The organism is Bacteroidota bacterium (assembly GCA_018266835.1).
Taxonomy (GTDB): Bacteria; Bacteroidota; Ignavibacteria; order Tepidaquicellales; family Tepidaquicellaceae; genus JAFDZO01.
Map to the genome: position 1 here is coordinate 41,236 of JAFDZP010000006.1, position 18,700 is coordinate 59,935.

An 18,700-nucleotide genomic window follows, 5' to 3' on the forward strand; every position below is an offset into this window, starting at 1 on the left:
CTAACCCTTTTTTAATTTGAAATTTTTCATCACTCTTCCTGATATTTGTAGCCCAGTTTCTGGTCGCTGAGCATATCTTTTGGTGTTACATGCATACCGTATGTCATATAAGGCCACATCATATCATTAAGATTATGTCCCATCGGTCCGCCTGATACAGGTACATATACTTCACCGTGTGCATTTATCCATTTAGCCCATAGTCTGTCAACATTTGCATGATGGAGCCAGAAGACGGGATCATTAGGAGAAGAATTTAATACTATAGTGCCGACAGTATCTCCTGACCCGACTGAACCGCCAACCCAGAGATGTACTCTGTTGTGCATATCAGATTGAGATAACCCCGGACAAATAGGATTCATAAGGGTATCCTGACATGCTTCACTTGTGCATCCCCTCCAGCCCTCAAGATAATTTCTGAACCCTGCAAGCGGGTTTACTGTAGAATTATAAGGAGCTGCATCATACACATTAATGCTAAGCGCTTCCGTAACATGCGCTGCAGTAGGAAGTACAGGTTGATTAGGAAATGTACCCATTGAACGAATGAGATACGGAATATGATACGGATAAGCTGCAAGCTGGTCAAAAATTCTCAGTGTCCAGTTATCTTTTCTGAATGGTCCTGACATAAGTGCATAATTTTGCGAAGGGTCTCCGTTTCCTCCCATGAAATCGTCCATAAAAACTGAGTTAGTGGATTCCACATCTGTCCAATCCCAATACGGAATTGTTACATCCTTTCCGCTTACACTTCTCAATGCATTTTCAAACATAAGAAGGAACTGCCTGTGCCACGGGCAAAACGCTGGTCCCATATGCGCAGCCATAGTATCGCAATAGAAAGCATTAGTATGCCAGCTGACGAACTGATCGTAATAACTCAAAGCAGGCTGATAAGGCGAAGAAGTATTTTTTAACATAAGAACTGCCTGTACAAAATCACTTCTTTCAGCGGCAGTAAGAAACTTAACATTTTTTCTTACTCTTAAATTATCTGCGGGACTAACAGGATCGTGATTACTGCAGGAACTTAGAATTACAGAAAAGAAAATTGAACCTAATAACAGTAGAAATTTCCCCCGCATAGTTTTTTTATTTTATTTTTGTATAATGTGATTGAGGCAAATTAAAATTAATATATGAAATAAAAAAGTGGAAAGATTTTTGGGCGGGCAGATGATTTCTCCTATGAAAAAATCAATTTAATATTATTTTCTCCTATGAAAAAAGATGAATCGTAAAACAAAAGAGAGAAAATTTCCGAGTTGAAAATAAAAAAAATCCTATTTTCTCCTATGAAAAATTTGTTTATGTAGTAAACAATCGTTATTTTTGTATATACCTTTTATTAAATAAACGTAAACAATGGCAAAAGCTACCGCTAAAAAATCTGCAAAGAAACCTGCAGCAAAAAAAGCAGCTCCTAAAAAAGCTGTAAAAAAAGCAGCTCCTAAAAAAGCTGTAAAAAAAGCAGCTCCTAAAAAAGCTGTAAAAAAAGCAGCTCCTAAAAAAGCTGTAAAAAAAGCAGCTCCTAAAAAAGCAAAAACAAAAAGAAAACCTAATGCTCAGTTCATGAAACCAATGAACATCGGTGCAGCATTACAACCGATCGTTGGTGCAAAACCACTTCCAAGAACTGAAGTTACAAAAAAACTTTGGGCTTACATAAAGAAGAACAATCTTCAAAATCCTGCAAAGAGAACTGAAATAGTTGCTGACGCAAATTTGAAGGCTGTATTCGGCGGAAAGAAAGCAGTAGATATGTTCCAAATGACAAAATTAGTTAACGCTCATTTGTCATAATATCTTTCAAATATATTAATCCAAAAAGCTCTGTTAAGAAATTAACAGAGCTTTTTTGTTTTACATCAAAAATTTTTATTCCTGTTTTAAACTACGAAGCATAAGTTTTTTAGTCGCAGTGCTTGGGTTGATGTTTTTGAAGAGTATACCGTGAACTTCATCCACGATGGGAGAATCGATTCCTAATTTCTTTGCAAGCTGATAAGACGACTTTGATGTTGCAACGCCTTCCGCAACCATTTTCATTTCGTGTAAAATCGTTTTCAGCTTCTTACCTTGTCCTAACTGATACCCTACAGACCTGTTTCTTGAGTGCAGAGAGCCACAGGTGACCACTAAATCACCTAAGCCTGATAATCCGTAGAATGTTTCCCTCTTAGCCCCTAACTTTGTTCCAATTCTCATTATTTCATTTAAGCCGCGAGTTATAATTGCTGCTTTAGTATTATCGCCGAATCCTGCGCCGTCAGATATACCTGCTGCAATTGCAATTACATTTTTTAATGCGCCGCCAACTTCCGTACCGATTAAATCAGATGAGGTATAGCATCTGAAATACTCATTTGAAAAAATTTTCTGAACTGCCTTTGCAATTTTATCGCTTTCACAAGCAGCTACAACTGCAGTCGGGATTTTTCTCGAGACCTCTTCGGCGTGTGATGGTCCTGAAAGAGCAACAAGATTATTTCTATCCAAAGTTTTAAAGACATCAAGCAATATATCTGAGACGAGTAATAGCGATTCGTTTTCGATTCCTTTGGAAACACTCACAATAATTTTTTTCCTTACATCAATGTCTTTCACCGGTTCAAATACAGGACGTATAAATTGAGTAGGAGTAGAAACAACAAGTAAATCAGATTTTGTTACTGCCTCCTCTAAATTATTTGTGATATGTATTGCCTTCGGAATTTTAACTCCCGGGAGATAATAGAAATTCTCTCGTAAGTTTACCAATGTATCATAGTAAACAGGGTTGAACTCCCATAGAGTTACATCAAACTTATTATGGCTAAGCAGAATTGCAAGGGTAGTTCCCCATCCGCCTGCGCCGAGTACAGAAATTTTTTTCAAAGGAAATTTTTTAAGAAAATAAAATTAATTGAGATAAATATAAATGAAGAAGGGAGTGAAAGAATATAAATACAATGTAGGATTGAGAAAGTAATTTTAACAAAGTAATGGCTTATAACTTCCCGATTAGATTAATGCACTTAAACCACCCCCTCAGTCCCCCTCCTTGTAAAGGAGGGGGATGCAGAATTTAAAGTTGTGATGTATTGTTTCCCTTATATCAAACTCCCCCAACCTCCTTGTAAGGAGGGGGATGTAGAATTTAAAAGTGGATGTATGAAAACTTGTTATATAAAAAAATGCCCTCCGAAATAAATCGAAGGGCATTTATAAAAATAAATATCAGTTTTTGCCGAGCGGCGCTTTTATTTTAAATATCCGTATCAGCCAGAGTTTTTCAAACCTATTTTCGTTTCCGTAAAGCAGACGCTTTATATTTTCTCTGTGATTATAAATCAGAAGAATTGAGTTACCGATACAGAAAAATATGAGTGTTTTATATCCGTAAATATTTACATCAAAGATATTCTGTCTTATGAACATGGAAGTCGGCAATACAAAAGAAGCAATCACGGAACCAAGCGAAACGTAACCTGATGAAAGTAAAATCACGATAAAGAATCCTACGCTGATAGATACATCAATCGGAGCGAGAGATATAAGCATTCCTAATGCAGTATTAATACCTTTACCGCCTTTAAATTTAACGAAGACAGAGAAAGTATGTCCTAACACGGCAGAAATACCTGCTATAATTTTTAAAACAGTTATATCTTCAAAAGGAGTCCAGTTTTCAAACGGAAGCTGAGTGTAGAAAAATTTTGATACTAACAGCACAACTATCAAACCCTTAGCAATATCAACAAGCTGAACCAATATTCCAAGCGGAACACCTAATGTTCTGAATGCATTTGTCGAACCCAGATTTCCTGAACCGAACTTTCTAATATCAATTTTTTTGAAAAGCTTTCCCACAATAAGGGCAGTGGGAAAAGAGCCTACAAGATAACTTACAAGTATTAGAGAGATTAAGTTTAGCATATTAATAAAATTATCGTTACTTCAGTTTAAAATCAATTCAAAGCAAAATGCGTATTCAATGCAATTATTCTATAAAACAATTAACAAATTATAAAGTTCTGAATATAAAATCCTAAAAAAGAACGGCGCTATAAAGCGCCGTCTTGTAAAAATGTTTTGTTTATTTACCTATGAATTCATTTTTAGGTTTGAGTATCATCTTTGCAAGAGCTTCATCAAATTTGAAGACCTGCTTTATTCCTGATACTCTCATTAAATAATAAGGAGTTGCATCATTAACTTTTAACAAATCGAACTGATATTGTTTATCTGCATCAACCTTTATAGTGCTTGTAAATTTCTTTACTGTATCAAGTGAAGCAGAGCTGAATCCCTGAGTATTCATGTTCTGGAGAAGATTCAAATAGCCTTCCATATTTGAGAATTGTATTGAATCTTTACCAATGAAAAATCTGTTCGCAGTATCTTTAGTAATTTTGAACGAAGCATCCGGATAAGTAAAATCAATTGATTTAACTGTTCCCGAAGGAATAGAGATAATTAATTTGTCTCTCCAGTCGTCAATATTATCTCTTACGAAGTTCATTCTCAGAAAATTTTCCGCAAGATATATTGCATTTTTATCCGGTCTTTTTATAAAAGTCTGTGATGCGCCTTGTCCTGCATTTCCAATAACTATAACTCCCTTTTGTACTCCTTTTTCAAAAACAGTAACAGTTGTTTTGCTGCTATCGTTGAAACCATAGGAATCAGCTTTTGAAGGATTAGTAGAAACAGTTGTAGAGAGAGTGAAATTTTTCAAATCACTCACTGCAGGAGGAACAAATGTTGCATTAACAAGATAATCAACAGGTTCGGTTTGTCTCCATCCTCCTCCAACTTTTTGAAGTACTAATTTACCTTTTTTACTGTCTATTTCTATTTTATCTACGCTTGCTGAATCTATTGTGAAAAATTCTTTTTCTTTAGGCGGAGTTTTTTCAGTTTCAGTTTTTGGTCCTCTATCGGTTGTAAGAAAATATGCAGCTATAACTAATACAACTAAAACTGCACCGAGAAGATATGTTTTGTTTTTGTTCATGTGTTTTCTTCTGATTTTAATTTTTTCTTAGTATTATTTTGACTGCAAAGCTTTTTTACGCATTCTTCTTTGGTTTAATCTGTATAAACCAAAAAGAAGCACTGCTAACGGAGGAAATATCAAATTAAGTAATTTAACATTTCTTTTAGTTGTATCTGATGATTCTTCTATAGGAGCTTCAGAAGATTCCTTGCTGCGAATCTCTGCCAATCCTACGTCATCAACTAAATAATCTACCATGTTTACAAAGAAAGTAATATTATCTCCCGGAGGTCTGTTCTCTTCATTTGCAAAGTCACCGTCGCCGATTGCTATCATTCGTGATTCTTTCTGTGATTCATTGAAAGGCACTACAGTAAACGGAGTTGAACCCGCTGCTGTATCTTTAGGCGGAGTTTTTCCTGCATAGTAGCTTTTGAAGTTGCCTTCGTAAATTGCTCCCATCAACTGCCCTTTCATATTAAATAAGGTATCCATTGCTTTCTTATCCATATTCTGGAATTGCTCGAGATTTAATAAGAAGAAATCTTTTGCAAGTCCTGAACGGTCTGAAGAATAAAGAAGAGGTTTAATTCTGACATTCTTTCCTGCGGCAACTGTTGTATCTATTGTGCTGGCAAATGTTAGTGTTAAGCTCTGAATATTATTGAAAGCTGGGTTTGTTCTGTTGATATTAGTTATCATCGGGAAGTAAGGATACTTCACTGAAATCGGAATACCGATTTGTGACTGCACCTGAACAGATGAACACTGTAAGTCACGCACTAAATCATTGCTGATTCTGATGCCGTAGTTTGCAAGGAATTCATCAATATTCAATTTTGCAACGTCACCGATTACAATCTGCTGCTGGAAGTTTGGTGTGATTTTATTTATCAGCCATGCAATTCTTCCGCCTCTCATTATATACTGGTCAAGCATGAATAACTGTGTTTCTTTGAACTCAGTCTTCGGGCAGAAAACTATCAAAGCTGAAATATCATCCGGTACTGCTTTATTCAGCGATACGTCAACAGTCTGCAAATCATATTGTGCTGAAAGAATCTGATTGATGTTTTGCATCTTTTTATAATCAGTCTCATCGTTGCCTGATAAAAATCCTATTTTCTTTTTCTTATCAGTGGTAATTCTTTTAATCATTGAAGTAATTTCATACTCAAGATTATCAACTGACTGAACGACCGGAATTATTTCCTGTTTACCTGCATAAAGAAATACTAAGCCAAGATATACTTTTTTAATTTCTCTTTTATCGTTATCAGCTGACTGAATCTGAACCGGCTGAATACCGAATTTCTCTGCTTCTTTCTGAAGAGTTGAATTCTCTGTTTCAGAGCCTGAAGTAGGATTGTAAAATTCATAATTCAGATTTCCTTTTGAATAAGAACGGTAGTCATCAAGTAAATCCTGAGCGTCTCTTTTTAAATTATTGTAAGGGGCAGGAAGGTCATCACTGAAGTAAGCCTTCACAACTATTTTATCGTCAAGGTTTTTGACGATATCCTTACTTATAGTAGAAAGTGTGTAAGATTTATTTCTTGATAAATCCACACGTGTAAAAACTCTTTTTGATATAACATTCACGGCTATAATTATACCAACTATAATCGCGATTTTTATTAGAGTATCTTTTTTTGTGTTTTTCTGATTCATAAAATTTTAAACTCGATTAATTATTCTTTTTGAATATTAACAAATTACCATTTTCTGCTTTCCAGCGATGTTCTGGTTAATAAAAGAAGTATTATAATTCCGCTGAGGTAATATATAATATCACGGGAATCAATAACGCCTCTTGAAATACTTGCATAATGATAATTAACACTCAGGTATTCAAAAACCGAAGCCATAGAAGCAGGTAAAAATACTAATGCAAATTTAATTAAAATAAAGAATAATATTACAAGGAAGCTGATTATAAAAGCAACAATCTGGTTTTCAGTTATTGATGAGCAGAATATTCCGATACCTACAAAAATTGCTGAAAGTAAAATCAGTCCGACGTAAGCGCCGAATATTGCACCGGCGTCAATTTTACCGAACCATAATGAAAGACTTGCTACATATAAAAGTGTCGGAAGAATTGCAATTATAGATAGTGCAAGCGCGCTTAAAAATTTCCCAAGAATAATTTCCATATCCGTTATAGGACGGGTAAGCAATAATTCTATCGTTCCTGTTTTTTTCTCCTCGGAAAAAGACCTCATTGTGATTGCAGGTATTAAAACCAAGAATGTATAAGGGATAATATCAAATGCCGGACGCATGGTAACTACGCCGATGACCGGTATGCTGCTCCATAAGAACCAGGTCCATAAACCGGTCAGGACAAGGAACACTACAATAACAATGTATGCTATTGCAGAATTGAAATATCCTGAAAGTTCTTTTTTAAATATTGTTGATATGTTTTGCATTTTAAAAAACTGTTTCTTAAAATTAAATTAAAATAATTTTTCTCTGTTTAAAAAAGATTAGTTCTTTGTTGTTAACTCTCTGAAGATATCTTCAAGAGACATTACTTCCTGGCTGAGACCAAGTGTTACTAGTCCCAATTTGCCTGATACTTTGGAAACGTCTTCCATAATATCATCTTTGCTCTTGCTGAATACTTCAAACGTATAGCTCTTATCATCTTCATTGGCAACACTTACTCTGTCAACGCCTCTTATCATTTTCAATTCTTCAACAATTGCATTTTTGGAAATAGAAGAATTAAGTTTGAACTTAACATTAACCACTGTTTCTGCTTTAAATCTTTCCTGTAAGTCTTCAGGTGTTCCGTCAGCAACAATTTCGCCCTTATTAATAATAAGAACTCTGTCGCAGACTGCCTGAACTTCCTGCATAATGTGCGTGGAAAGAATGAGTGTTTTTTGTTTCCCTAAACTTTTGATAAGTTTTCTTATTTCAAGAATCTGGTTAGGGTCAAGACCTGAGGTAGGCTCATCAAGAATAAGAACTGCAGGGTCGTGTATCATTGCCTGCGCAAGTCCCACTCTTTGTTTAAATCCTTTTGAGAGCTCGCTGATATCTTTATGCTGAACTTCTTTCAGCCCGCATTTATCAACTACTCTTTTTATTGCATCCCTTATCTCTCCTTTAGCCACGCCTTCTAATTCCGCTGCATAAGCAAGGTAATCGAGCACGTTCATATCAAGATAGAGGGGATTTGATTCCGGCAGATAGCCGATTTTCTTTCTTACTCCCAGTGAGTCATCCTGATTATCAATTCCTTCCACCCAGATCTTTCCATCGTTTGGTGTAAGGTAAGTTGTAATCATTTTCATTGTAGTTGATTTACCGGCGCCATTGGGACCGAGAAATCCTACTACCTGACCTGATTGAATTTCAAATGAAATATTGTTTACGGCAGCTTGTTCACCGTAATACTTAGTTAGGTTTTCTACTTTTATCGACATAGTTTTTGGAATTATACAAGCTATGAAAATAAAAGTAAAAGAATTGATTTTCAAACCACTTAATTGGTATTGGATTAATCTGAAAATAGCCCTTTGCGTCCCCCTCCTTACCAAGGAGGGGGCAGGGGGTGGTTTAAAGATTATTTTTTAATTCCCGATAACGTAAATTATAAAATTTCTGTCACATTTACTTTATTACTTTGTGCTGAACTATAACATAAATTTAATTGTATAATACTATAGCTTTGACAATGTCATTTTAAATATTGATTAAAAAACTTTTTGCAATATTCATCCTGCTCTTTTCCATAACTGCTTCGGCGCAGGATAGCACGCGCGCATCACTCCGCGCATGGACTTGGCTTGCAACGCAGACTCTTCCCAACCCTGTTTTAATGCACGATGCAAACGAAACCGATGGAAGACTTATCACAACCTTAAGATGGCAGGTAATACCGCTGAATTTTTCTTTTCACGCGAATAAATACGTCTCCCCTTTTCAGTTTTTTTATATAAACCCAGTAAGGAAATTTACAGGCTCTATAGAATTGTTCGTACAGCCTGAGCTTTCTCTTGCATCATTCAAATACGGCAATATGAGCAGTTTCGGACTTGGTACGGGCTCAAGGATTACAATCCCTATTAAAGAGCAGGGCGAGCATCTCGCGGTTTCTATAGGAGGGAAATACACTTTCAGAAAAGATGAAATTGGCGAAAACAACGGTTACTGGGGAATAGAAACAGGCGCATATTTTTTCTTTGATATGATAGGATTTCAGTTTAACTACAATTTTGATAACAGAACAAGGTACAACATTGGATTATATATTAAATTGTTTTAAAAGAAATTCAGGCAAAATATTTTTTGCTGCAATACTCTGCATTTGTTTTTCAGGCTGCTGGCCGTTCAGAGTAGCAGTGGAAAATATTGACAGAACTATATTCGATAATCCCGATTCTATTCCAAATAGAATCACTCATCCTTTTAATGACAGCGTTAAATTTTCCGCGCTTTGGGTTGGACACTCGACAACATTAATTCAGATTGACGATAAGTCTATAATCTTCGACCCTGTATTCAACGATGTTATCGGAGCTGCAACTTTAAGAAGCAAAGAACCGGGAATAGATATAAAAAATATTTCAAAGCTCGACCTTGTTTTAATTTCTCATGCTCACATGGACCACATGAGCCTTGGCACAATACAGGATTTGGATGATAAATTCCCTAATGCTAAATTGATTTTCCCTTACGGAGCCGAGAAATATTTATCCAACTACAATATGGATATGGTGAGAATGAAAACAGGCAACTCAATTGAGATGGGCTACGTAGGTGAAACAAAAGATTTCGACGGCGTAAAAGTTACAACTATTTTTGCATCTCATTTCGGCGGAAGGTATGGGCTGGATAGTTACTTATGGAAAGTCCCGGGATATACAGGCTACATTGTAGAATACAAAGGGATAACCGTTTTATACTCGGGCGATACTGCCTATGACGAATATGCTTATAAAGTTATAGGAGAGAAATATCATGTAAATCTTGCAGTTATACCAATCGGTCCCTGCCGCGAGTGCGACAGCACAGGAAACTTCAGCCACGTTGCAACAAGAGGAGCGCTGATGATGTTCGATGATTTAAAAGCGGATTTAATGATTCCCGTTCACTACGGCGCAATCACATATTTTAATGACTCCCGCCAACCGGTATATGTGTTGGAAAACATAATCGCCGAAGAACCTAAATATAAAGACAGAGTAAAAATTCTTACTGAAGGTGAGCAAGTCGTGCTGGAGAGGAAGTGAGGGGTATTAAAATGATAATGAACTAATGAGTAATTCTTGCATAATATTTGCATAAAGGTTACACAAAGTTTATGTGAAAATGTATAGACATTTATACATCGATTTTATATTTTTATATAATGAGTTTCAGTGTAACTCATAAACAAAAAGCCCAAGTACTGGAATACTTAGGCTTCTTGATTCTCTTTGATGGGCTAATTAGTTACCAAACAAAAGAGATTTTTCTAATTTTAATTTTTAGAGCTTCATTGTGGAATGATTAGAACAAGCATCCATTTTGAAGCTTTCTTTTTATTAAGCCCAGGAAATAAATTTCCTTTCTCCAATAAAAGACCCTTCTTACTGTCTAAGAGATTTTTATAAATCCCTCTTTCAGGTACGATTTCACCTGCATCATAAAAGGCTATCTGATACAGATTTGTTGATTTTGAATTGTTCATTCAAAGTTTGTTTAATTCACCCTGCCAAAAGACAGAGATATAACATAACCCATTATAATTATAGGTTATGAATTCAAAATTAATAGAACTCTTTTTGAAATGCAAACAGTTTTAAAAAATATCACTATTGACTTTTATTTATGATTTACATTATACTAAAATTGTTTATATATTGCTGTTTAAACAATTAGTATTATTTTACAGATTAATTTGCAAATAATTTTGCAGAGAAATTTTACACCTCCTTACACTCTACTTTTTGAATTCCCTGTTTTGAAAATTTAATTTATTAATAATGAAAATAATCAATTAATTTTGATAATAAATCCTCAAAAAATTTAAGAATATAAAAATCCTTGTAATTTTTACCAATAATAATTTTAACAACAATTCGTTACAAACAATATAAAAAATTTCTCTGTGTTCTTTGTGGTTCAGCTCTGTGAAATCTGTGGTTAAGTTTGCAGAATGCGAAAAAGAGAAATTTAAGAATTGAATACAAAACTTAATTTTCCGATATTGCAAACGCATCCTTAGCTCAGCTGGTAGAGCAAATGACTCTTAATCATTAGGTCAGCGGTTCGAGCCCGCTAGGATGCACAGATTGGAATAGTCCCGCTAAAGCGGGACAAGAGTACAAAGTTCCTAAAGTTTATAAAGTAAAGGCAGGTAGAACAAAATCTATCTGCCTTTTGCTTTTTATGGCCAGGTAAATAAAAATAAATTAACCTTTAGTAGTAATAAGTGGGAAAAGTTTTATTTTGATTAAATATTTTTTTATTTTAAGAAGATTTGAATTGTTTTACCGCAAAGAAGCAAAGTGAAAAGCAAAGGAGCAAAAATAATTGTGTAATTTAATTTAACCTTGTTTTGCGGTCTTTGATACACTTTGCATCTTTGTGGTTAAAAAACCCGACTTTTTTACGACTAAAATTAGAAGTGAAATGGTGATAAGAATAATCAATTCGAAATTTGAAACTTGAAACTTGAAACTTGAAACTGAAAAAAATCTGATATGAAAATCAAAAAAACAGACCATACCGGAATTAACGTAATTGACCTTGAAGCTGCTAAGGAGTTTTTCCTTGAAATGGGACTTGAAGTAATGGGGCAGCAGATGGTAGAGGGCGAATGGGTGGGACGGATAATCGGACTTAAAGATGTGAAAGATGAAATTATAATGATGCGGACACCGGGCGGCGAAGCTATGATTGAACTTGTAAAGTTTTACAATCCCGTTGATGAGAAAGGTTTACAGCCAATTCAGTCAAATACACTTGGTATAAGCCACATTTGTTTTGCTGTGGAGGACGTAGAGGGCTTAGTAGCTAAACTGCAAAAGAAAGGCGGAGAGCTGATGGGTGAGATTCATAACTATAAAGATGTATATAAAATATGTTATTTGCGCGGTCCCGAAGGAATAATTTTAGAGCTGGCAGAGAAATTAAATTAAAAATAGATTTGAGCTAAAAAAGTTCGGTTTTTATTCAATTATATCTATGTTTTAACAAATAAATAATTTTTGCCCGAAAATAAATATAAGTTTTAATACTTATTTATTTCAACTTTTTTAATTTTCGCGAAACTTTTGCATTTTCAGCCCAAAATTGCACTTTATTTTGGCAATGTAAAATGGAACTCTGCGCCTTCCCCTTCCTTCCCGATTGCCCATATCTCCCCCCCGTGCCGGTTAATAATTCTCTGAACAATAGCCAGCCCAACACCAGTGCCCTCAAATTCATCGATGGAGTGAAGCCGTTCAAATATTCCGAAGATCTTATGTACATACTGCATATCAAATCCTGCTCCGTTATCTTTAACCCAGTACTCAATCATATCACCACCTTCTCTTGAGCTGATTTCAACAAGGGCGTTTTCCTTCTTAGAAGAGTACTTAACGGCGTTCGAAATGAGATTGATGAATACCTGTCGCAGCAAAGCCGTATCTGCTTGAGCCGGCAATATCTCTCCTACTTGTATCTTAGCATGAGAGCTGCCATCCCTCGTGACTTCGTATACAGCTTCTTCTGCCAGCCTTTTCATATCGACAGTCTTCTTCTCCAGTTCCTTTCTTCCAAGCCTTGAAAATGCTAGCAAGTCATCTATGAGCATTCCCATATTTTTGGCATTAGACTGAATGACGTCTATCCTTCTTTTGCCTTCCTCGCCGAGCTTAGATGCAAAATCCTCCTCGAGAATTTTAGCATATCCGCTTACGGCTCTTAACGGTGCGCGCAAATCATGGGAGACTGAATAAGAGAAAGCCTCAAGCTCTTTCATAGCATTGTGAAGCTGGGCTGTGCGTTCAGTGACTTTTTGTTCAAGTCCTTCATTGAGTTTCTGTATCTCATCCTTAGCTTCTTTCTGAGTGGTAATATCCTGAAAGACTCCATAAACTCTTATAGCTTTGCCATCTTCAAAATCTGCCTTGCCGATTGCCCGAACCCACAAGTGTTTTCCCTGAGCCGTGATGAACGGAAGCTCAAGGTCATATCCTTCTCCCGTTGCAATACACTTTTCTAAAGCAGCTTGAATTACAGGTCTTGCTTCAGGAGCATAGAAATTTATAGCTTCTTCTACGGGCGGCATAATTCCGGGTTCAAGACCGTGAATGCGGGAAACTTCATCTGTCCATCTTACAGTCATGTTGCTGAGATTCACTTCCCAGCCACCGACTTTTGCCAACGAACCTGTGTCCTTCAGTAAATCCTCAGTAAGTTTCCTTGGAGTTATGTCTGTGTTTATCGTAACATATTGATATGGGTCTCCGTTCTCATCTAAGAAAGGAACAATAGTGGCATCAACCCAGTAATGAGTTCCGCTCTTCGATTTGTTCTTGAGTTCACCCCTCCATATTTTTCCGCTGGCAATGGTAAACCATAAGTCCCTCATAAACTCATGTGAGTGGAAATGAGAATTTACCATACTGTAGTCATGTCCGATGAGTTCTTCCCTGCTGTACTCAGATACATTGCAGAAGTTATCGTTAACATGGGTAAGAATTCCCCTGCTATCAGAAATTGCAATGATAGAAGATTCATCGAGTGCGTATTTGTAGTCGGATATTTCCTTAATGCTTTCATGCAGCTTCTTCTCTGCAATGATTCTCTCTGTAACATCATTGGATAGAATAAATCTAGCAGGCTTGCCGTTGATAACAATTTCATGGGCGTGTATTTCCACGTGAATAGTAGTGCCGTCTTTTTTAATATGCCTCCAGACTCCCCTGTTATAATCAGTTGCGCTTATCTTTAATGGCCTGTCAAAATTTTTGAAAGCTTCTTTGTCTTCTTCAGGTCTTATATCATATGCCGTCATAGATAAAAATTCATCATAGCTGTATCCGTAATGCATGACCGCAGCGTCATTTACATCTATAAATTCAAATGTCTCCAAATCTATTACCCACATTGGCATAGGATTATTCTTGAATAAGTACTTATACTTCTGTTCACTTTTTGATAAGTCTTCTGTGCGTTCAAGAACTTTCTTTTCAAGATTTGCATTCAGCGCCTGGATCTCCTTTGCCCTCAGAAAGATATCAGCTTCCATAGCTTCAACTTTTGTTCTTAGAGCTTCTGCAAGTTCATCTTTCTTAGCCTGCTCATGTTTTATTTTCATGAACGAAGTGACATCTTCTACACGGTGAATTATATATATAACTTCATTATTGGCATCAAGTACCGGAGTATTTAATGGGCTCCAGTATCTTTCTTCAAAAGTACCGTCAGAACTCCTCACATCATACTTTTGCACTGCCATCGTGTGCGTAGTTTTGTTTTCAAGAACAAACTTTAAAGAAGCTTTTAAATTTGAAACACCGTCTGCATTTGGGTCATCAGGATTATCGGGGAACACATCAAATAAATGTCTGCCTGTGATGTCTTCGCATTTAGTCATAGTAGCCTTACAATATGAATCATTTGCAGTGATGATTGTTAAGTCCGGTGAGAGAATAAGATAGAGTCCGGGAACAGATTCGAAAAGTGTTTTATAATCTACTTTATTCATATTATGAGATTTATAGCCGGGTACTTTGAAAATCAAAATTATTTCATAATAAATCAATATATAACGTAGACGAACGAACTATTTAAGGATAATTCCGTAATAATAAAAAACCAGTCTATGGAACGAATAAAGCGCTTCCCTTTCAATTTTATTTTAATCTCCTCAGGAATATTTCTTATATGTCTTTATATTGTTTCAACCCAGCAGTTTCAATCAACAAATTCATTTTCAACATTAGCTGTTACGTTTGACCTTACTATAACTTTAACTCTTACATATTACTTTTTCATTGGCCGAAAATATAAGTTAACTCCATGGACGATAATTCCGGTTTACATAGTTTCATTAATAGCTGCTAACTCTATAATTCCAACGTCTAATCATCAGTTTTTTTCATATTTCAAAGAGCTTCTTATAATTCCTGAGCTGTTTATCATTGGATTGTTATTTGCAAAGATTCGTATTGTAATTAAAGAATTCAGAAGCATAAATTATATTACTACTGATTTTATTGAGCAACTTTACAGGGCAATTGATAAAGCTGTTAATAGTAAAATCATAAGTTCTATATTTACTACTGAGCTATCTATTGTATTTTATGCAGCTACTTTCTGGAAAAATAAGAAGGAGGTTTACCTTGAACAATCATTTTCTACAATTCATAAAAAAACGGGATACTCGGTATTCTGGTTTGTAATAATATTAATGACAATTGTTGAAACGTTTTCGTTGCATATTTTCATAGGGAAATATAGCAATATTGCAGCATGGATTCTCACGGCTTTAAGTTTTTACGGAGTGATATTTTTAACTGCGGATTTTTCTGCAATGGTAAAAAGACCTATTATTATTACAAATGATTCTATCTATTTAAGAAGCGGAATGAGATGGAGAGTTATAATTCCCTTAGATAAAATTACATCATTGCAGAGTATCAAAAATTTCAAAGATGACTCGAAAGAATATTTAAATATTTCTGCGGTTAAACAACCGAATGCTTTATTGATAACAAATAAATATGTTGAAGTAAAAGGACTTTACGGAATTACAAAACACACAACTAAAATTGCTTTCAGTATAGATGATTACAACATGTTAGACCGAATTTATAAACAGAACAAGGGTTATAAATCTGAAGTGATAAATTCCTGAATCTTACCTTTGATTTCATCTCTTATAATACTTATACTTTTCAATTTTTCTTCGTGGTTACCTGTAAGTTTTGATGGGTCAGCAAAAGACCATTGAATTCTTTTTCCTCCGCCTGCAAATACGGGGCATTTATCTGCTGCTTCTTTTTCACAGACAGTAATCACATAATCAAACTCCTCACCTTTTTCATACATTTCAAATACACTTTTGGTTTTGTTAGACGATATCTCTATACCCGCTTCTTTCATAGATTCAACAACAAGAGAATTTAGAACTCCCGGCTCTATACCTGCGCTTTGTGCTTCGAACTTATCTCCTGCGAGATAATTAAGAAACGCCTCAGCCATCTGGCTTCTTGCACTGTTGTGAATGCAGACAAATAGTACTTTAACTTTATCCAATATGTTTTTGAGTTTGAAAATTCTTGCGCCATTTTAATGCGACATTTACTAATAGAATTAATACAGGAACTTCAATCAGCGGACCTATAACAGCTGCAAATGCAACTCCGGAGTTTATACCGAACACTGCTATTGCTACGGCAATGCCGAGTTCAAAGTTATTTCCTGCTGCGGTAAATGCAAGGGATGTACTCTTGGCATAATCAGCACCTGCTCTCTTCGCAATAAAAAAAGCGCTGAAGAACATAATGACAAAGTAAAAAATTAAAGGGATTGCAATACGTAGCACATCAAATGGAATTTGAACTATTAAATTTCCTTTATATGAAAACATCACAAGAATTGTAAATAATAATGCGGTGAGAGTTATTGGACTTATTTTCGGGATGAATACTTTCTCGTACCAGTCTTTTCCTTTCATCTTTATAAGAGTATATCGAGAGATTATCCCTGCTATAAACGGAATTCCCAGATATATAAATACACTCTGTGCTATTTGTGAAATGCTTATATCTACAATTGCATTCTGTAATCCAAACAACGGAGGTAGAATTGTTACAAATATATACGCGTATATACTATAGAACAAAACCTGAAAGATACTATTGAATGCAACTAGCCCTGCAACGTATTCATTATCTCCTTTTGCCAGATCGTTCCAAACAATTACCATTGCAATGCATCGGGCAATTCCAATCATTATCAGGCCAATCATGTATTCAGGTTTATCTGGTAAAAAAATTATTGCAAGCGCAAACATTAAGGCGGGACCGATTATCCAGTTCTGCAATAAAGAAATTCCGAGAATTTTCTTATTAGCGAATACTTCATGGAGCTTTTCAAATTTTACTTTTGCTAAAGGAGGATACATCATTAAGATAAGTCCTATCGCAATCGGAATATTTGTTGTGCCTGACTGAAACTTATTAATAAAATCTGCTGTGCCCGGTATAAAATATCCTATAGCTACTCCAAGCGTCATTGCAGAAAAAATCCAAATCGTCAGATATCTGTCTAAGAAAGATAACCTTTTAACTTTTTCAGTGTTTTCCAAATTTTGCTCCGTTCAAAATTTATTCTATTAAGTAAATCAGAGTTCTTACCATCACTCCAGCAGATTTTTCCGCTGCCGGAGTTATATGGTGAAGAATTAACATAAACCGTTACTACATTATCGCAATCTTTACAGCAATCCATTTTTAACAATTAAATATTTTAGCAGCAGCCTGCTCCCGGTTCACAGCAAGGTTTCTCTGCATAAACATTTACACTTATTATTGCAGCATCAGAATCTTTAAACTTCTTCAGTTCATCTTCAGAAATGTACTTCAGCATTATTTCATCGGGGACATCAATGGCTTTTTCCTTTTGTAGTTCGATTTTCTTAAATCCTGTCTTAGCAATAATATCAAGATATTCATTTTTTTGAATCGCACCTGATACACAACCCGCATACATCTCTGCAGCTTTTTTAATTCCTTCAGGAAGCTCGCCGTTTATAACGATATCCGATACAGAAAAATGCGCTCCGTTCTTCATAACTCTGTACATTTCTGCAAATGCTTTTTCTTTATCCGGTACAAGATTTAAAACACAGTTGCTTACAATCACATCCACTGATTTATTCGGAAGCGGCATATCTTCAATTTCTCCCTGTATAAACTCAACATTGTTGAAGCCAAGCTTTGCATTATTTTCTCTTGCCTTCTTTATCATTTCATCTGTAAAATCCAGACCGATAACTTTTCCCTTTTCACCTGCAATTGCTCTTGCAATAAATACATCGTTACCTGCCCCTGAACCTAAATCAAGCACTGTATCTCCTTCTTTAATCTGCGCAAACTCTGTTGGAAGTCCGCAGCCTAACCCTAAATCAGCATCGGGAGTATAACCTTTCAGCTTGGAATAATTTTCGGCAAATACTGCATAGTCAACTGTATCGCAGCATCCCGTTGCTCCGCAGCATGATGACTGGTTTTGAGTTTTTGATTGCTTTGCAATCGCTCCATATTGTTTTTTTACTACTTCTTTTATTTCTTCTGCTGTTTGCATATTTTAATTTCCTTTCGTTTGTTGTTAGAATTAATTTTAAAATGTGTCAGGACATTTTACTGTTAACAGCAATTCTTATTAAAGTTTTTGTTGAGGGTTTTTAGTTTTTCAGTGTAAGTATTTAAGAGTTCCAGTTTTTCGTTAAGGACTTTCCAGTCGATGCAGTAACATGATTTTTGCCCGTCTATCGTTCCCTGAACTAGTCCCGCTTTCTTCAACTCGTTTAAGTGCTGAGATACAGTTGATTGTGAGAGAGGCATAACTTCAACTATCTCTCCGCAGATGCACATGTTTTTCTCTGCAAGCTTGTTGAGAATTGAAATCCTTGCAGGATGAGAAATTGCCTTAGCAAAATCCGCTATCTCCTGCTCATGCTCTGTAAAGCTTTCTTTTTTAGGTGCTGCCATT

The 18,700-nt window shown here is 35.6% G+C and carries 18 protein-coding genes and 1 tRNA gene; 6 read left to right on the forward strand and 13 right to left on the reverse strand.

Annotated elements, in window-relative coordinates; genetic code table 11:
- Positions 1–29 precede the first annotated feature (29 nt).
- Positions 30–1,091 carry a tyrosinase family protein gene (locus JST55_15770; protein MBS1494969.1) on the reverse strand — a complete coding sequence of 354 codons (1,062 nt, stop codon included), beginning with the start codon at positions 1,089–1,091 and terminating at the stop codon, positions 30–32.
- Positions 1,092–1,371: 280 nt separating this feature from the next.
- Between JST55_15770 and JST55_15775 the strand changes: the two genes are divergently transcribed.
- Positions 1,372–1,809 carry a hypothetical protein gene (locus JST55_15775; GenBank protein MBS1494970.1) on the forward strand — a complete coding sequence of 146 codons (438 nt, stop codon included), beginning with the start codon at positions 1,372–1,374 and terminating at the stop codon, positions 1,807–1,809.
- Between the two features lie 75 nt (positions 1,810–1,884).
- Here the strand turns inward: JST55_15775 and JST55_15780 are convergent, their stop codons facing one another.
- The 6 genes from JST55_15780 to JST55_15805 form a co-directional block, all read right to left on the reverse strand.
- Complete coding sequence (locus tag JST55_15780; protein ID MBS1494971.1) at positions 1,885–2,883, reverse strand: NAD(P)H-dependent glycerol-3-phosphate dehydrogenase; 999 nt, start codon at positions 2,881–2,883, stop codon at positions 1,885–1,887.
- 342 nt (positions 2,884–3,225) lie between these two features.
- On the reverse strand, positions 3,226–3,924 hold the full coding sequence (gene plsY, locus JST55_15785) for a glycerol-3-phosphate 1-O-acyltransferase PlsY (protein MBS1494972.1): 699 nt from the start codon (positions 3,922–3,924) through the stop codon (positions 3,226–3,228).
- Between the two features lie 160 nt (positions 3,925–4,084).
- The gene (locus JST55_15790) at positions 4,085–5,005 is read right to left on the reverse strand and encodes a DUF4340 domain-containing protein (protein ID MBS1494973.1); all 921 of its coding nucleotides are present in this window, start codon (positions 5,003–5,005) and stop codon (positions 4,085–4,087) included.
- A gap of 33 nt (positions 5,006–5,038) precedes the next feature.
- Positions 5,039–6,658 carry a GldG family protein gene (locus tag JST55_15795; protein ID MBS1494974.1) on the reverse strand — a complete coding sequence of 540 codons (1,620 nt, stop codon included), beginning with the start codon at positions 6,656–6,658 and terminating at the stop codon, positions 5,039–5,041.
- A 44-nt stretch (positions 6,659–6,702) separates the two neighbouring features.
- Positions 6,703–7,413, reverse strand: a complete 711-nt coding sequence (locus JST55_15800; GenBank protein MBS1494975.1) for an ABC transporter permease subunit — start codon at positions 7,411–7,413, stop codon at positions 6,703–6,705.
- Between the two features lie 66 nt (positions 7,414–7,479).
- Positions 7,480–8,427, reverse strand: a complete 948-nt coding sequence (locus JST55_15805) for an ATP-binding cassette domain-containing protein (GenBank protein ID MBS1494976.1) — start codon at positions 8,425–8,427, stop codon at positions 7,480–7,482.
- Positions 8,428–8,693: 266 nt separating this feature from the next.
- Here JST55_15805 and JST55_15810 point away from each other — a divergent pair, with 266 nt between their 5' ends.
- Together JST55_15810 and JST55_15815 are read left to right on the forward strand one after the other, a co-directional pair.
- A complete protein-coding gene (locus tag JST55_15810; protein ID MBS1494977.1) occupies positions 8,694–9,269 on the forward strand; it encodes a hypothetical protein in 576 nt (191 codons plus the stop codon).
- Positions 9,220–10,236 (forward strand): MBL fold metallo-hydrolase, encoded by a 1,017-nt coding sequence (locus JST55_15815; protein ID MBS1494978.1) that lies wholly within the window; start codon positions 9,220–9,222, stop codon positions 10,234–10,236. Before JST55_15810 ends, JST55_15815 begins: the two co-directional genes overlap by 50 nt.
- A 245-nt stretch (positions 10,237–10,481) precedes the next feature.
- On the opposite strand, the gene JST55_15820 is transcribed toward JST55_15815, so the two are convergent.
- Positions 10,482–10,676 carry a hypothetical protein gene (locus JST55_15820; GenBank protein MBS1494979.1) on the reverse strand — a complete coding sequence of 65 codons (195 nt, stop codon included), beginning with the start codon at positions 10,674–10,676 and terminating at the stop codon, positions 10,482–10,484.
- A 527-nt stretch (positions 10,677–11,203) separates the two neighbouring features.
- Between JST55_15820 and JST55_15825 the strand changes: the two genes are divergently transcribed.
- Both JST55_15825 and JST55_15830 read left to right on the forward strand, forming a co-directional pair.
- Positions 11,204–11,276 (forward strand) — tRNA-Lys (locus JST55_15825).
- Positions 11,277–11,691: 415 nt separating this feature from the next.
- Entirely contained in the window at positions 11,692–12,129 is a 438-nt protein-coding gene (locus tag JST55_15830) for a VOC family protein (protein ID MBS1494980.1), read from the forward strand.
- A gap of 161 nt (positions 12,130–12,290) precedes the next feature.
- Here the strand turns inward: JST55_15830 and JST55_15835 are convergent, their stop codons facing one another.
- Entirely contained in the window at positions 12,291–14,687 is a 2,397-nt protein-coding gene (locus JST55_15835) for a PAS domain S-box protein (GenBank protein ID MBS1494981.1), read from the reverse strand.
- 117 nt (positions 14,688–14,804) lie between these two features.
- Here JST55_15835 and JST55_15840 point away from each other — a divergent pair, with 117 nt between their 5' ends.
- Entirely contained in the window at positions 14,805–15,839 is a 1,035-nt protein-coding gene (locus tag JST55_15840; GenBank protein ID MBS1494982.1) for a hypothetical protein, read from the forward strand.
- Here JST55_15840 and JST55_15845 read toward each other — a convergent pair.
- The 4 genes from JST55_15845 to JST55_15860 form a co-directional block, all read right to left on the reverse strand.
- Entirely contained in the window at positions 15,812–16,243 is a 432-nt protein-coding gene (locus JST55_15845; GenBank protein ID MBS1494983.1) for an arsenate reductase ArsC, read from the reverse strand. The genes JST55_15840 and JST55_15845 overlap by 28 nt on opposite strands.
- Positions 16,233–17,222: an ACR3 family arsenite efflux transporter gene (gene arsB, locus JST55_15850; protein ID MBS1494984.1), complete on the reverse strand. Its 990-nt coding sequence runs from the start codon at positions 17,220–17,222 to the stop codon at positions 16,233–16,235. The genes JST55_15845 and arsB overlap by 11 nt, the downstream gene beginning before the upstream one ends.
- A gap of 233 nt (positions 17,223–17,455) precedes the next feature.
- Complete coding sequence (locus tag JST55_15855; GenBank protein MBS1494985.1) at positions 17,456–18,292, reverse strand: arsenite methyltransferase; 837 nt, start codon at positions 18,290–18,292, stop codon at positions 17,456–17,458.
- 62 nt (positions 18,293–18,354) lie between these two features.
- Complete coding sequence (locus tag JST55_15860) at positions 18,355–18,699, reverse strand: winged helix-turn-helix transcriptional regulator (GenBank protein ID MBS1494986.1); 345 nt, start codon at positions 18,697–18,699, stop codon at positions 18,355–18,357.
- Position 18,700 lies beyond the last annotated feature (1 nt).

Excerpts from the sequence above, each read along its gene's own strand:
- JST55_15855 (MBS1494985.1), bottom strand. The coding sequence starts at position 18,292 with ATGCAAACAGCAGAAGAAATAAAAGAAGTAGTAAAAAAACAATATGGA.
- JST55_15770 (MBS1494969.1), bottom strand. The coding sequence starts at position 1,091 with ATGCGGGGGAAATTTCTACTGTTATTAGGTTCAATTTTCTTTTCTGTA.
- JST55_15820 (MBS1494979.1), bottom strand. The coding sequence starts at position 10,676 with ATGAACAATTCAAAATCAACAAATCTGTATCAGATAGCCTTTTATGAT.
- JST55_15790 (MBS1494973.1), bottom strand. The coding sequence starts at position 5,005 with ATGAACAAAAACAAAACATATCTTCTCGGTGCAGTTTTAGTTGTATTA.
- arsB (MBS1494984.1), bottom strand. The coding sequence starts at position 17,222 with ATGACGCTTGGAGTAGCTATAGGATATTTTATACCGGGCACAGCAGAT.
- JST55_15775 (MBS1494970.1), top strand. The coding sequence starts at position 1,372 with ATGGCAAAAGCTACCGCTAAAAAATCTGCAAAGAAACCTGCAGCAAAA.
- JST55_15840 (MBS1494982.1), top strand. The coding sequence starts at position 14,805 with ATGGAACGAATAAAGCGCTTCCCTTTCAATTTTATTTTAATCTCCTCA.
- JST55_15835 (MBS1494981.1), bottom strand. The coding sequence starts at position 14,687 with ATGAATAAAGTAGATTATAAAACACTTTTCGAATCTGTTCCCGGACTC.
- JST55_15805 (MBS1494976.1), bottom strand. The coding sequence starts at position 8,427 with ATGTCGATAAAAGTAGAAAACCTAACTAAGTATTACGGTGAACAAGCT.
- JST55_15860 (MBS1494986.1), bottom strand. The coding sequence starts at position 18,699 with ATGGCAGCACCTAAAAAAGAAAGCTTTACAGAGCATGAGCAGGAGATA.
- JST55_15830 (MBS1494980.1), top strand. The coding sequence starts at position 11,692 with ATGAAAATCAAAAAAACAGACCATACCGGAATTAACGTAATTGACCTT.
- plsY (MBS1494972.1), bottom strand. The coding sequence starts at position 3,924 with ATGCTAAACTTAATCTCTCTAATACTTGTAAGTTATCTTGTAGGCTCT.
- JST55_15795 (MBS1494974.1), bottom strand. The coding sequence starts at position 6,658 with ATGAATCAGAAAAACACAAAAAAAGATACTCTAATAAAAATCGCGATT.